This window comes from Microbacterium sp. P5_B6, assembly GCF_056400345.1.
This window is the reverse complement of the sequence record NZ_JBFULL010000029.1, coordinates 1-14,004: the sequence shown is the minus strand read 5'-3', so window position 1 is coordinate 14,004 and position 14,004 is coordinate 1. Positions and strand designations below refer to the sequence as shown.

Below are 14,004 nucleotides of genomic sequence, written 5' to 3'. Positions count from 1 at the left end.
CCTCCATAGAACGGGATCGTGAACAGGCTGCCGACCACCTCGACAGGTGCGGTGCGCCCCAGTTTCACGACTCGGAGGGTCAAGTAGCAATTTCAACGAGGCTAGCGAAGACGATAGCCCAGGCTCCGATCCGAATGAGCACATACGGCCGACCTGCGAATGGCTAGAGAGATGCGACGTCCGCTACCCAGCACCCCCGTCGCGGTCGAGCAGTCGCCGCGTCCGCAACCTGAGTGCCTGTTCTGCAGCGAAGCGCAAGCGGCTCAACTGCTCGGTATCCACCGGACGACTTTGCGGGCGCTTGCTCTCGCCGGCCACGCACCGGTGACGCCCGTTGCGATCACGGAGCACAGGCGGATCTACTCTCGCGCCGAGATCTTCCGCCTCGCCGGCCTGGAGCCATGAGCATCGAGCGTCGGCTCAATCGTTCCGGCGAGCCGCGGTACACAGTCCGCATCAAGCACATGGGCCGCTCCGTAGCGGCAGAGACGTTTGCACGCAAGGCGGACGCCGAAGCGTGGGAGCGTGAGCAGTATCGCGCAATCCAGTTCGGCGAGTTCATTCTGCCCACCCAGAGCAAGAAGACCTTTGCGGAGGTTGTCGATGAGTTCCTCGCGGCTCGGCAGGGTCAGGTTGTTCCGCACACATGGCGCACCGACAGAGACAACCTCGCCAACACTCCGGCATCGTGGGCGAGGATGCCGATCGGCGCGATCACCGAGTCGGACGTATTGAATCACCTCACCGAGCAGCTCGGCTCGAAGGCCCACTCCACGGTTTCCCGAGCCCGCACTTCACTGAGCGCCCTCTTCCAATACACCGTCCGCGAGAAGATGCGTCTCCGAAACCCGGTTCGCGAAGTCGCGATGCCGTCGGGCGAGCAACGCAATGAGGTCTTCGACGAGATCAACGCGTTTACCGACGCAGAGTTGGCCGACACGCTCGAGCGACAGCGAGAGCTGAATGCCGCAATGGCTGAGGTGACCGAGTTCCTCAGCCTTACCGGGCTCAGGTGGTCAGAGCTGCGCGCGACCCGGATCAGGCATCTGCAGGACCTGCCGTACCCCCTGCTCCTTGTAAACCGGGCTCAGTCAGACGGGTATGAGGAGAAGGGCACGAAGACGAAGCGCAGCCGCAGAGTTCCCCTCACACGCCGCGCTTTCGAGATCGCGAAGCATCGGGCCGGCGACCGCAGCGCCCGCGAGCATCTCTTCGTCTCCAAGAGAGGACTCCAGCTGCGCGGAAACCTGTTCCGCAGGTACGTCAAGTGGACGCACACCTCAAACGGCCACACGATCCACGATCTCCGCCACTATGCCGCGTCGACGTGGCTGCAGGCGGGCATTCCTGTCCACCAAGTTGCGGCGTGGCTGGGTCACAGGAACCCGAGTACAACGCTCCGGATCTACGCGCATGTGCTCGGCGCAGAGCAGGAGATCGCGGCGATCTCACGCTTGGACAGCAATTCGCCGGTACACGCTGAGTACACAAGCGATGCAGTCGATCCGAACCTGAGAGCCGCCCAAGGCAAGAAGCTGGGCAAGGAAAAGGGTAGCTGATCAGGGGATTCCGTGGCGGAGACGGAGGGATTTGAACCCTCGGTCCCCGTAAGGGGACTCCACCTTAGCAGGGTGAAATCGCGGCCGCACGGAGGGACAAACGCCGTCAAATCCGCGAAATGACGCACTCCACACACTTCACGCTCACCGAGAATCGGCATCCTCAGGAGGCTCGGGGTCACCTGGGGGTCACCTCAATGGATCTCAGTTCCGGCGACCCGGCGAACTCGATTTGCGCGAGGAATGGTTGCGCTCGGCTTGTCCACCATAACCGGCCAGGGTCCCGCATCACGTGTCCGAGCTGACGACGTCTTCTTGGCCGTCGGCAGATTCAACGCGATCGGCTACCACGCCTTCGGCATCGACGATGTCCGGGCAGACAGCCAGCTCTTCGACGGCATGAAGCAACTCGTGGCTTTCGCGCGAGATTGTGGCCGCTCAACAAGATGGTCGAATCATCGGGTTTGCGCTGGCCGATGACGCGCATGCCACAACGTTTGCGCTGCACGGTCTCACGGTTGTGGTTCGGAACGCGCCCAAGCTCTTCGCCCGGATGCTCCTTGACATCGGGGGCCAGATGCCGGCTCCCACTCCTCTACCCAACGAAACGACGTCGAACAGTCGTAGCGAGCAGCCCGGATACGCCCGCGCCTTCGGCATCGTTCTCGCCACTGGGCCCATGGAGTTCATCGCGATCGGCCAGAACGCGATGATCGACTTCTCACGTGAAGGCACCGAACTCGAGATCGACAGCGTCCAGGAGCTCCGACTGATCGACGGCTCCTGGACCGACGGACGTATCCTCAACGGCGACGAGCGGCTCAGCATCCTTGGCAACAACACCATCACTGCCGCACGAATCTGCTCAGCCCCTAGCGGACAACACGGCTGAGGTGAATCATCGACCACGCTTAGGCCGGCCCCTATGAAAGATGTGCGGAGCGCGTGATCGTACTCCGCGCGCGGGGGCTGTCAGCGGGCGGGCGCACTGAGCACGCTCGCCCCGAAGGACTACAGCTGCGCAGGTCCCCGCCAAGCACTGTAAAGGCGACTCGTCGATGATCAGGCGGATGCTGCCAGCGGCTCAGCGGACTTCGCCACGGCGCAGGCGGCGGAACGCACCTGTCACCTCGTTCTCCTGATCGTTCGTACGTGGAGCTGCTCAAGCCCGTGGTTCATACCCGATCAGCCGCGAGCTGAAGAATGGATTCGGCGAGCGCCCTGATGCCGCGCGCGACGTCAGCGGTCGACACGGCCTCGTCGGGGTGGTGACTGATGCCATCGGGGTTGCGCATGAAGAGCATCCCGACGTCCGTCACCGCACCGAGCGCCATGCCGTCATGGCCGGCGCGGCTGAAGATGACGGCAGGCGGGTCGGCGCCGGCCGGAAGCGTAGACATGATCCCCGCCCGGATGACGTCCTGCAGGAGCGGCGCGCAGAATATCGCGGGCGCTGAGTGCACCTCGCGCGATTGCCACCGCAAGCCCCGCCGTCCCATGATGGAGTCGAGCTCACGCTCGATATGGAGCCACACGCGATCCCGGGCGCCGTCGAACTCGCCGCGCAGGTCCAGGGACAGGTGCGCTTCGCCGGGCACGACATTGACGGCTCCTGGGAACGCTTCGATTCGGCCGACGGTGCCGATGATGTGGTGCTCGCCGCGGCAGATCCGCTCCACCGCGAGCGCGGCCTCCGAAGCGCCGAGGAGGGCATCGCGACGCATGTCGTAAGGTGTGCCGCCGGCGTGCCGCGCCTCACCCTCGACGACGAGCTGGAGCCGGCGGGCTGACGCGATTGACGACACTACGGCGAGCGACTCACCCCGTCGGTGAAGCTCAGGACCCTGCTCGATGTGGGCCTCGAGATATCCCACGAGCTCGTCGGGTCGACGTGCGGCCTCCCCGATCCGACCAGGATCGAGCCCGAAATCACGGAATGCCTGGCGAAGTGATATGCCATCGGCATCCGCCAGGTCCCACCACGACGGGTCCCACTGGCCGGCGACCGCCGACGAGCCGAGGAGCGCCTTGCCGAACCGCGTGCCCTCTTCGTCTGCGAACGCGATCACCTCCAGCGCGAACGGCAAGGCGATCTCCGCCGGGTCTCGGTGCGGCCCCGGCCGCCGCAGCAGGCGGATCACCTCAAGGGCCATGAGCACTCCGACGATCCCGTCGAAGCGCCCGGCGTCGGGCACGGTGTCGAGGTGCGATCCCAGCACCAGAGCGGGTCCGTCGGAGTCGCCCGAGGACGAGGGGATTCGTCCGGCTTGGTTTCCCGCGGCGTCCTGCCACGGCTCGAGTCCGACCTCGCGCATCCAGGCGGCTGCTAGCCGATTCACCCGGGCGTGCTCGGACGAGAGGTACACCCGCTCGATTGAGTGGTCAGAAGCCGATACCGCTGCGAGCTGGTCGCACCGCGCCATCACCCGCCTCGCGGCGGCCGCGAGGAGGTCGCGGTCGAGGGCGAGGCGGGATGTCACGATGTCACGCCCCCAGGAAGACGTCGGCGGCGCCATCCGCTCCCCCGCCTGCGGGAACGGCCATACCGAAGCGGCCGAGCACGGACATGAGCGCGGAGAGCGTCCTCACGACGGTGTCCTCGCGAGCGTTGTGGCCCCGCGTGCCGATGCGCCACACGCGGGTGTGTGGCGGGCCGAACGACGTGCCGATGTACCGCTGCCCTGCTCGGCGCGGCTGGTGTCGGGCATGGTTTCTCCGTGGGTTTGTGCAGTGGATGCTCCGGTACCGCCGGTTGTCGGTATCAGCGCGACAAGCCGGTCGGCGCTCAGTTGGGGTGGTTCGTCGTAGACCTCTGGCATACCGGCTGGCCGGGTCAGCAGGCGAGGTCGATGAACTGCGGCGCTCGCTCGACATCGTCAGCCGCAGATAGAAGGAGGTGGGCCATGGCGAGATCCTGCAAACCGCTGCCGAGCGAATTGAACAAGGTGATGTCGTCAGGACTCCTGCGCCCGGTCGCGGTGCCGCTGAGGACCTCGCCTAGCTCGGGACCGAGGTCGGCAACGTTGAGTAAGCCTTCACTCAATGGGATGACGATGTCGCCCGATTCCTTGAGAGCAGCCGTGCGGCTGTCGAAGAAGACACGGGAGCGAACGATCGCGGCGGAATCGACCTCCCGGTGATCGGGGCGCGGTCGTGCGCCGACCGCGTTTACATGCTGACCGGGCCGCAGCCAGTCGCCCTGAAGGATCGGAGTCCGCGACGGTGTGAGCGTACAGATGACATCAGCAGCCGCCACGGCGTCCCGCGGCTCGGCCACCCTGCGTGCGATGATGCCGCGACCAAGGAGGTTCGACACGAATTCATCCGCGCGTCCCGCGGTGCGGTTCCATACGAGCACCTCGTCGAACGCCCGTACGCGGCGCAGCGCGTCCACGTGGGGTAGGGCCAGACCGCCCGCGCCGATGACACCGAGCACACGTGCGTCCGGTCGTGCCAGTGCATCCGTGGCTACCGCCGATGCGGCCGCCGTGCGGATCCGGGTCACCGCCGCACCGTCGATCAGCGCGAGGGGGCGCCCGTCGACAGCCGAGCTGACGAGGATCACCGAGCGCTGCGTAGGAAGGCCACGTGCCGAGTTGGCGGGCACATCGGCCAGCAGTTTCACGATGCCGATGCCGAGGTCGGCGTCGGCTGCAGCCATGCCGAGGAAGGTGGCGTCAGAGCCCGGAACCGCCGCCGAGAGGGGGACCGGGACCGTCGTACGACCAGCAGCCATCCTTAGATGCGCCTCAGCGACGGCCACGCGGGCGGCGTCGGGGGTGAGCAGCGCGGCGACCTCAGACCGCGAGAAGATGCGGATCACCGCGCGCGGCCCGATCGGGCGCCGACCTTCGAAGAGGCGCGAGGCGACCTCAACGTTGGATCGTGGTGAACATCACTGCGGGTCATCAAGTGGTCCTTTCCGCCCTGTGGCGCTGTGGGAATGGAGTTCGAGGGATCCAGCGTCACCACCGGTATGAGGCGCCGGCACATGCGCGGCCGCGGCCAGGTCCCCCGCACACGCTGGACGCAGTGCCAAGAACACACCCTTCGATGCGGCCGGCGGCCACGACACGACCGCCCGCAACGACGCAAGCATGCGTCGTCCCCGGTCTCCTTATGGATCCACGATGTGGGATCGGGTGGCGATGTCATTCAATGGCTCGCAGCCGTTCGCCGTCACCAGGACCGCCCCGCCCACGCACACCTGCCGCAACCCCAATAGCGCGGCAGGTTGGAATGCGAACGTCATGCCGGCGCGAAGTTCGAAATCGCCGTCGGCGGGAGTGACAGCGGGAATCGGGTACCCCTCCAGGTCCGGACGTCTGTGTGCGTTCACCCACATCGGGCTGTTGTATATGCCGGGTGAAACCGTCTGGATCACCGGCGGTCGGATCCACAGGTCGGCTTGCACGATCTCCGCGTGCATGGCCGTGTACACCTCGGAGAACATCGCTCCAGGGCGAGTAGTCGCGATACCGGATTCATACGCGGCCCGGGCAGCCTCGGCAAGGCGCCGGTAATCGCTGTCGCTGCCGAATTGGACGTGCATCTGTTGTTGGGTCTCGAGCCCGGCATAGCATGCGAATATCTCGGCTCCGATGGACTCGCCCGGGCGGAGGATAGGCGGCTCACCTCCGGCCCAGCCCCATTCGATCGGACCTCCGAAGGCGGGGTTGCCGCTGCGCAGGATCATCCCAGGTCCCGCGCTGTGGCCGCCGTGCCTCGTGATCTCAGCCTCGACCGCTGCATACACGTCGCTCTCGCGTGCGCCGACGCGCGCGGCATTTAGGAATGCGATGCTCGCGTGTTCACCGATCTCTGCTGCCCGACGGAACAGCTCTTGTTCCTCCGGGCTCTTCACCAGCCGCGCCACGGCGAAGGGCCGGGTGATGTCGACCCACTCGACGTCCGGCGTCGCTGCGGTGATCATCTCCCAAGCCCCGTGCGGCACGCCGCCGCCGAAGGGGGAGGCGCCGCCGAGCCCGATCACCCCGGCCCTGATGCGACCGGAGTGACCGCTGAGCAGCGTCTCGGCGATGAGCGGCGGCGGGGGTCCGGTGCGCAGGTCTGAAATCCATCGTGCGTCGGCGAGCCGTTCGCCCTGGTCGTCGAACCTCAGCAGAGCAACTGCGCCCACGCCGGTGATCAGCGTGGGGTCTCCGTCGCGTGGAATCAGGACGATGCCGCCGGGGACCGCCTCACCGGCTAGGTAGACCTCGGTGCGGTCAAAGGCGCTGCCGAACGCGACGACACCCGAGAGGTCCTCGGCATCCATCAGCTCCCGCACGACCGCCCATCGGCGGTCGCGCTCCTGGAGGCTTGGTCGAGGAAACGATATTTGCGACGGTGGCATATCGGCATCTTCTCTGGAGTATTTGGTGCGGGAACGGGCGAGGAGAGGGCGCGTTGCCGCACCCTCTCCTGGCGGATCAGCCCCAGGCGGAGTCCATCGACTCAAGCACCTGCGTGATCGTCAGCTGCCCGGTGAGGATGCCGGTCACGCCGGAGCCCAGCGCGTCGAACACGGCGCCGTTCGGCCAGTCGACCGGAGGATAAGGACGCGTGCCCTCTGAGGTCAGGAGCGTCTGGGAGCTCTGGTAGGCCTCCGGGAAGTCAGCCGTGTCGCCGCCCAGCGAGAGCGTGCCCTGGATCTCGGCCATCATCGCCGTCTGCTCGGGCTCGGCCGACCACTGGATGAAGTCCTTGACAAGTTCGGGGCTCTTCGTCTTGGCGTTGCCCGCGATCCCGTCGGTGCTGGTGAGAAGCAGCTTCGGGTCGACGCCTGCAGGTGCCGGCATCGGCAGCACGTCCATCTTCAGGGCGCCGCCGGACGCGTTCGACAGGGTCATCGTTGCGCTGCTGGGCGCGGCGAACGCGAGCATTGTGCCGCCCGCGACACCGTTCGTCAGTGCGTCGAAGCCGGCGCCTTCGGCGCCGGGTTGCATGCACTCGGCGTCGTAGAGGTCCTGAATGGCCTTCAGCGCGTCGTTCCAGCCTTCGGATTCGGCGAACGTGGTCTCGCCGGCCGCGCGCTGGTCGTTCCAGTCGGGCTCCGGACCATAGACGGTGCTCGCCGCGAAGCCGAGCGCTGTGATGGCGGGGGCGGTAGGAACGGCGCCGGCGAGGCCGAGCACGGCGAGGCCGTCCTTAGCGGCGTCCTCGCACTGCGCCGCCAACTCTTCGACGGTGGTCTCGGCGCTCCAGTCGATCCCGGACTCCTCGGCCAGCGGCCCGTTGACGACGAGACCGTTCACCTGCACGGAGGTCGGCACGCCGTAGAACGTGTCATCGAACACCCACCCGGGCTGCACCGCCTCGGGCAGGGACTCTTCCAGCACCCCCGTGTCGAGCGGGAGGACCAGCCCGGCCTCGGCGAGCGGGCCGACTGATGGGTTCTGGCCCGTGCCGGAGAGGACGTAGAAGACATCAGCGGCATTGCCGGCGTTCAGCTGCGTGTTCAACAGCGACGGGTAGCCGTCGAGGCCGTACTTCTGGAGTTCGATGGTGACATCGGGGTGGCTGTCCATGTAGCTCGCCGCGAGCTGCTCGTACCAGTCCTGCCCCTCTGCCGCGATCGAGTACGCGAACGTGATCGTCTGTGGTTCCTCACTTTCCCCCACATCGGCCGAACCGGCGCAACCGGCGAGGAGAACGCCCGCGGAAACGGTGGCGGTGAGCGCGAGCGCCCGTCGTGCAACGTGTTGTCTTGCCATTGTTGTGCCTTTCGGTCGGGTGGAGCGCTGGGATGTTACGGGTTGTTGGGTTTCAGGCGGCCGCAGAAGCCCGCGGTGTTCGGGCGGACACGAGGTCGCGGAGGCGGCTTGCGCTGTCCACGATGAACGCGGTCGCAGCCGCGTCGGTCACCGTGGCACGCAGCCTCTCCTCAACACGAGCGGCGTCAGCGGTGGGGGCGTCAGCGTGGCGGTAAGCCCAGGAGAGTTCCTCGTCGCTCAGGTCATCGTGCGAGGAACGCCACTCGGCGTCGTCGACGAACAGCGACATCTCGCTGCCTGGCTTCTCGCGCATGCCGGGGAAGACGCCTTCGATCGAATAGTGCTCGACCGGCGCAGATGCCAGCGCTGCCAGCATCTCGTCCCAGTCGATCACTCCCTCGCCGATCGGTGCGATGAGCCGGCCGATACCGTGCTCGTTGCGCACGAGGACGACATCGCGCAGATGGGTCTGGCGGGTGTACGGCGCGACCCGGCTGGCGGCCGCGACGGGATCCTCGCCGCGGACGACGACATTGGCGGAGTCGAACGTGATACCGAATGCGTCGGGACCCGCTTCCTCGACCAGCCGTACAACCTCGAAGCTCGAGATCTCCTCGTGGGTCTCAAGGTTGAGGTGAAGCCCGAGGTCCAGCAGCACCGGCGCAAGCATGTTCAGCACTCCCGCGGTCGCGGCGAGCTGTTCCGGCCACGACACATCGGTGCGGAACCGGTCGCACGCGCGCAGGCCGGAGAGACGGAACTGGTAGTTCGTCGTGGCGGCCCACACGTCCTCGATGGCGCACGCCGCGGCGGCCTCCAGCTTGCGAGTCATGCCGGTGAGCCAGTCGCCGTCACCGAGTCGGCGCGTCGTGGCGTCCTCCGGCATGGCGAACGGATTGACCTTGCCGGCGCCGGCCTCGAGGTATAAACCGCGTTCACGTGCCGCGGCGGTCACGTCGGCGAGCTCGCCGGCGTCCAGCGTCGCGCTGAGGTCGAGGATGTCGCGGAAGAAGACGCCCTCCAGCCCCAGCTCAGCCACCCGTTCGATCACCCAGAGCGCGTCGTGTGTGAAGGCACCCGGCAGCTTGGTGGAGTCGGTGCCAATACGGATGGCCGTCATGCGTCCGCGCCTGCGTCATCACCGGGGTCCGACAGGTCCACCAGGCCCCGGCGGAAGACGTTCTCGGGGTCGTAGCGCTTCTTCGTCGCCGCGAGGTCCTCGTACTTCTCGCCGTAGACAGCGCGGGCGACCGCGTCATCGCCCTGCACCGAAGTGAAGTTGATGTACGTGCCCCGGTTCGAGGGAGCGAGTGCGTCCGAGAATGCCCGCGCCCACTCGACGAGCGGGGCCTTCTCGGATGGGTACTCCCAGTCCGCCCCGATGTTGGCGGAGTAGTTGAGTACACGGCCGCTGGGCAGTGAGTCGTCGCGCGACTCGCGGGCCGTGCCGGGCCCCGCGATGATCTCGAACGGGCACATCACCTGGTGTGAGATGTACGCGCTCGAGTTGAGCGTGCGGCCCGGGTAGAGGTCCGCGTGCTCGATGATCGTGTCGATAGCGTCGTCAGTGAGCTCCTCAATGAAGGTGTGCTTCCAGTAGTGGCGAAGCCCGTAGCGGAACTCGTCGTCCGTCTGGTGCTGCAGCGTGACGTGCGGCATCGTGCGGACGTCCAGGTAGATGGGCGTGAAGCCTTCGAAGATCGGCGCAGTCGCGGCAGGCTCGTCTGCAGGGTCGCCGTAGCGGATGGTGGCCAGCGAGAGGATCGGCTTCCCCCTGTGTTCAGCGGGGATCTGGCTCCAGAACTCCGGCGCACGGTAGAGGCGCAGGTAGGTGCCGACTTCCGACGGCATCCCGATGCCGCGCTCGGCGAAACGCTGCATGATGCTGCGGCGGTCGTCCGCGGCGAAGAGCGCCAGGCGCACCGTCGCCAGGCCCGCGAGGCGCTGTGGCCGGAACGTGAAGCGGGTTGCCACGGAGTAGTTGTGGCCGGCGCCTTTCATGGCGCGGAAGAGGTCGGCGTGCGAGGTCGCGCTCACTTCGAGGATGCTGCCGTCCGCGACGACGACCTGGATGGACTCGAGGTGGTCGACCGTCGCTCCGTGCTGACGGGCGAGGTAGCCGAAGCCTCCGCCGAGGGTGAGCCCGGCGACACCGGTGTGTGAGACGACGCCGGCGGGCACCACGAGACCGGTACCCTCGCATGCACGGTCGACCTGGCCCCAGTTGCAACCGCCTCCGACGTGGATGAGCCCGGCCCGCTGGTCGATCTCGATGTCATTGATGAGGCGGGTGTCAATCTGCACCGCACCGTCCATGGCGGCGGTCCCGGCGAGATTGTGGCCGCCGCTGCGGACGGTGATCGGGTACCCGTTGGCGGTCGACCATCGGAGAGTGCTCGACACATCTTCCGCGTTGCGCACGCGCACTATCGCGGCGGGGATGCGATCGATGTCAGCGTTCCAGAGTCGACGGGCGAGGTCGTACTCAGGCGAGCCCGGGTAAAGAACTACGCACTCGACGGCGTCTGAAAGCTGCTCGATGGGGATGAGGGTGAGGGTTGAGGACATGATGCTCCTATCGGGAGGGAACGGATGCCGTGTGCCCGGCGAGCACCGAGCGCAGATGTGCGGCAGAACGGGCGATGAAGGCGTCGTGCGCCGCGCGCTGATCGGGGTGGAAGACGTCGAGGTCGGAGAACGTCGGCCCACGGCCCTCCACTGCGGCCTGCACAGATTCCTCGGCGAGGTCCCGGAGCACCGCAAGATCGCCGTCGTCCAGGTCGGGATGCAGACTGCGCCAGAACGGGTCCGAGAGCGGAACGTCGCTGCGTCCGGACCAGCCGCCGACACCCTCGATCGTGAGATTGAGATCCGGGCGGGCGGTGAGCAGGATGCCGAGGGTCCCGCTCCAGTCCAGTTGCCCCTCGCCGCAAGGGCCGAGGAAACGGGTGAGTCCGAGACCGTCCGGAGAAGGGAAGATGCGAATGTCACGCAGCTGCGTGCTCACGACGTGCGGGGCGACGCGGTCGACCGCGGCGCGCGGGTCTTCACCTCGGGCGATGGGGTTTGCGGGATCCAGGCAGATGCCCACGTGTGGATCGTCGGCTGCTTCGACAACCCGCAGGAGCTCATGCGTTGTGATCTCTTCGTGGGTCTCGACGCCAAGCACGAGATCGTAGTGCCGAAGCGCGGGAAGCAGCTTGTCGAGAAGGCCGCTTATCGCCCGCAACTGGTCGGGCCACGGCGCCTCCCTACGGGCGCGGTCGGTGTCGTAAGGTGCGGCGTACTCCTTGACACCGGCGCAGGCCGTCCACAGCGTGGTCCACCCCATGTCGGCACACGCCGCGAACATCCGCTCCATGCCGGCGAGATAGTCTCCGTCCCCGAGAGCTCGCACCGCCGGCAACTCGGCGGTCATGTACGGGTTGATCTTGCCGACACCCATCTCGACGTACATGTCGAGTTCGTCGGCGCGCTGACGGAAGTCATTCAGCTCGCCCCTGTCGAGAGTGGGCGACAGATCTGTGAGCGTACGGATGTTCACCCCCTCGAGTCCCTGTGCGTGCAGCGCGTCGAGCAGCGCTGGGCCGCGTCCCCACATGTCGCCGATGCGGCTGAGACTGATGTCCGAGCCGATGCGGGTCATCGCGGCACCTCGACGCCGAGGCGGCGGCTGACGTGGGGAAGAATGCGCAGAGCGTTCTCGCTCGACACCGCCGCCACCTGCTCAGCCGTCCAGTTCTCTCGCACCTCGATCGCGTAGTCCCGCTCGAGCGGCAGGATGGACTCGTTCGCCCACGGAATGTCGGTTCCGAAGAGAATGCGATCGGTGCGCTCAAGCTCGAGGAGCGGCCCGAGGTTCAGTGTCGTGTCGTAGTAGAGCCCGTCGAGCTTGCGGATCTCGGCCTCCAGGCCCTCCGGCGTCACTTCCACGTTCCAGTCGCCACGCTGCAGGGCGTACATCGCGATTCGCCATTTGATGTACGGCACCATGCCGCCCGTGTGCGGGAAGATGAAGCGGATTCGCGGAAAGCGTGCAAACGCATCCGCGGCGGCCAATGCGGTAACAGCCCGCGTGGTGTCGAATGTGCCCTCCAACAGCGCCGGCGATAGGCCGGCCGGTGCGTCCCTCAGGAGGATGGGATGCATGAACACGACCGCATCGCGCGCGTCGAGCTCTTGCAGGAGGTCGGTGTACTCAGGTTGCGCGAGATATGCCCCCTGATAGCTCGTCAGCATGGAGACGCCCTCGAAGCGGTCTCCCTCGAGGGCCGCCACCGCGACGGCGGTCGCGAGCTCGGGATCGGGCAGTGGCAGAGTGGCGAATGCGCCGAATCGAGTGGGCGCGTCACGCACGATCTCTGCGAGCTCGTCGTTTACGTCCTCAGTGACCGCGGCGATATCGCCGCCGGCCCACGATAGGTCACCGGGCGTCGAAAGGACCGACAAGGTGATCCCGGTGATGCTCATCTGCTCAAGTGCGATCTCGGCGTTCCATGCGGGCCCACCGCGGAAGACCGGGATCCCCCGCCGCTCCTGCTCAGCGATGAGCCCGGGCAGGGTCGGGTGATGGTGGACGTCGATGAGTGTCATACGACAGCTCCGCTCTCAAGGGTGTGGACTGTTGGTATACAACATGCCACAGGTGCCCAGCGTGGACAACATCGACGGAAGTAATGAGAGCTATACGGTGCATCGACAACGCTTATAGCGTGCTCGGTCATCGGGACCGCTTCGGCCGTCGTGCTACTTCATGGGCTCCCTCGTCTGGGTGGAGGTGAATGTTCGCGATCGCTTAATTTCCGACGGCTCCCATTGGCGGCTTCTCACGCTTCGCAGAGGACCCTGACACGGGGCATGCCGGTCTTCTCGCCGTCAATCGCCCGTCCTTCGCTGCTGGAAGAACGGGGACGCCGCGATGATGAGGATGAGGATCAGTTCGACCGCAGACGGGGCTCGAATCACCGAGCGCGCGCAGCGCCCGCCGACCGCGCGACCCCAGGACCCCCGCCGATATAGGACGCTACAGATCCGAACGGGAGCGCAGCTTCGGTCCTGCGCGAGATGGCAACCTCTACAGGAACCCACCGGGCGGTATACGGTATTCCGAAAGCCAACAGACCGCGGCGCTTACGCAGGGGCCTTGGGGGAGACATTACGGATCGTCGCCGGCAGGATCGCGACTGGTCGGAAGCCGATTCAAACGTTCGGCAGCGGAGGATGCGTCCCACACGCCGCCGACTCCACGGGATGTCAGGCGGGAGCTACCGTGGCGGGGTCCGCAGGCTTGGCGGACTGGGCCGGGCTGCGGCCGCCATTCGCCTCGGTTGCATGAGAGAATTCCTTCGCCAGCCGAATCTTTTCCAGCGATGGCAATCGCCCGCTGGCGACATGGGCGAAAGCGAGCGATCCAGCGAGCTCGGTTTGGCCGGCCTTGACCGCCCTGAAGAGGTCCTCATGCTCCTCGCACTGTGTTCGCATGTCACGGTCCACCGTGAAGCGAAAGAGCCATTCCATTCTTCCGAGGATGCCACGGACCAGGCCGATCAGCAGCGCGTTGCCAGTGAGCTCCGCCATCGCCTCATGGAAAGCGACGTTGGATTCCACGACAGCTCTCTCATCCCCTGAACGCATTGCCTCGCGGGCGCCCAGAAGCACCTGCTCAATCCGATCAAAGGATGCCTCGTCGGCGCGCTTCGAGGCAAGACGAGCGGCAAGCACCTCGAGCG

11 protein-coding genes are annotated in these 14,004 nt (G+C 66.4%); 2 read left to right on the top strand and 9 right to left on the bottom strand.

The genetic code is table 11. From position 1 onward, the window contains the following. Window positions 1-401: 401 nt before the first annotated feature. Window positions 402-1,559, top strand: a complete 1,158-nt coding sequence (locus AC1DP3_RS17325) for a tyrosine-type recombinase/integrase (protein WP_477295453.1) — start codon at window positions 402-404, stop codon at window positions 1,557-1,559. A 427-nt stretch (window positions 1,560-1,986) separates the two neighbouring features. Next, window positions 1,987-2,451: a DUF5597 domain-containing protein gene (locus AC1DP3_RS17320; RefSeq protein ID WP_477295457.1), complete on the top strand. Its 465-nt coding sequence runs from the start codon at window positions 1,987-1,989 to the stop codon at window positions 2,449-2,451. A gap of 283 nt (window positions 2,452-2,734) precedes the next feature. On the opposite strand, the gene AC1DP3_RS17315 is transcribed toward AC1DP3_RS17320, so the two are convergent. The 9 genes from AC1DP3_RS17315 to AC1DP3_RS17275 all read right to left on the bottom strand — a co-directional run. After that, window positions 2,735-3,982 carry a hydantoinase/carbamoylase family amidase gene (locus AC1DP3_RS17315; protein ID WP_477295455.1) on the bottom strand — a complete coding sequence of 416 codons (1,248 nt, stop codon included), beginning with the start codon at window positions 3,980-3,982 and terminating at the stop codon, window positions 2,735-2,737. 410 nt (window positions 3,983-4,392) lie between these two features. Then, complete coding sequence (locus AC1DP3_RS17310; RefSeq protein WP_477295451.1) at window positions 4,393-5,382, bottom strand: ornithine cyclodeaminase family protein; 990 nt, start codon at window positions 5,380-5,382, stop codon at window positions 4,393-4,395. 294 nt (window positions 5,383-5,676) lie between these two features. Beyond that, window positions 5,677-6,915: a M24 family metallopeptidase gene (locus AC1DP3_RS17305; protein WP_477295449.1), complete on the bottom strand. Its 1,239-nt coding sequence runs from the start codon at window positions 6,913-6,915 to the stop codon at window positions 5,677-5,679. A 76-nt stretch (window positions 6,916-6,991) separates the two neighbouring features. Beyond that, window positions 6,992-8,275: an ABC transporter substrate-binding protein gene (locus AC1DP3_RS17300; RefSeq protein WP_477295447.1), complete on the bottom strand. Its 1,284-nt coding sequence runs from the start codon at window positions 8,273-8,275 to the stop codon at window positions 6,992-6,994. Window positions 8,276-8,327: 52 nt separating this feature from the next. Beyond that, window positions 8,328-9,395, bottom strand: a complete 1,068-nt coding sequence (locus AC1DP3_RS17295; protein WP_477295446.1) for a sugar phosphate isomerase/epimerase family protein — start codon at window positions 9,393-9,395, stop codon at window positions 8,328-8,330. Continuing rightward, on the bottom strand, window positions 9,392-10,843 hold the full coding sequence (locus tag AC1DP3_RS17290) for an FAD-binding oxidoreductase (RefSeq protein WP_477295444.1): 1,452 nt from the start codon (window positions 10,841-10,843) through the stop codon (window positions 9,392-9,394). Before AC1DP3_RS17290 ends, AC1DP3_RS17295 begins: the two co-directional genes overlap by 4 nt. Before the next feature lie 7 nt (window positions 10,844-10,850). Further along, window positions 10,851-11,921 (bottom strand): sugar phosphate isomerase/epimerase family protein, encoded by a 1,071-nt coding sequence (locus AC1DP3_RS17285; RefSeq protein WP_477295442.1) that lies wholly within the window; start codon window positions 11,919-11,921, stop codon window positions 10,851-10,853. After that, window positions 11,918-12,868, bottom strand: a complete 951-nt coding sequence (locus tag AC1DP3_RS17280; RefSeq protein WP_477295440.1) for an amidohydrolase family protein — start codon at window positions 12,866-12,868, stop codon at window positions 11,918-11,920. Before AC1DP3_RS17280 ends, AC1DP3_RS17285 begins: the two co-directional genes overlap by 4 nt. Window positions 12,869-13,528: 660 nt before the next feature. Beyond that, a partial coding sequence (locus AC1DP3_RS17275) for a GntR family transcriptional regulator (RefSeq protein WP_477295438.1) occupies window positions 13,529-14,004 on the bottom strand: 476 nt, incomplete at its 5' end.

What these genes read in the sequence shown, in the direction of transcription:
- AC1DP3_RS17280 (WP_477295440.1), bottom strand. Translation starts at nt 12,868, where the DNA reads ATGACACTCATCGACGTCCACCATCACCCGACCCTGCCCGGGCTCATC.
- AC1DP3_RS17325 (WP_477295453.1), top strand. Translation starts at nt 402, where the DNA reads ATGAGCATCGAGCGTCGGCTCAATCGTTCCGGCGAGCCGCGGTACACA.
- AC1DP3_RS17305 (WP_477295449.1), bottom strand. Translation starts at nt 6,915, where the DNA reads ATGCCACCGTCGCAAATATCGTTTCCTCGACCAAGCCTCCAGGAGCGC.
- AC1DP3_RS17295 (WP_477295446.1), bottom strand. Translation starts at nt 9,395, where the DNA reads ATGACGGCCATCCGTATTGGCACCGACTCCACCAAGCTGCCGGGTGCC.
- AC1DP3_RS17290 (WP_477295444.1), bottom strand. Translation starts at nt 10,843, where the DNA reads ATGTCCTCAACCCTCACCCTCATCCCCATCGAGCAGCTTTCAGACGCC.
- AC1DP3_RS17285 (WP_477295442.1), bottom strand. Translation starts at nt 11,921, where the DNA reads ATGACCCGCATCGGCTCGGACATCAGTCTCAGCCGCATCGGCGACATG.
- AC1DP3_RS17315 (WP_477295455.1), bottom strand. Translation starts at nt 3,982, where the DNA reads ATGGCGCGGTGCGACCAGCTCGCAGCGGTATCGGCTTCTGACCACTCA.
- AC1DP3_RS17300 (WP_477295447.1), bottom strand. Translation starts at nt 8,275, where the DNA reads ATGGCAAGACAACACGTTGCACGACGGGCGCTCGCGCTCACCGCCACC.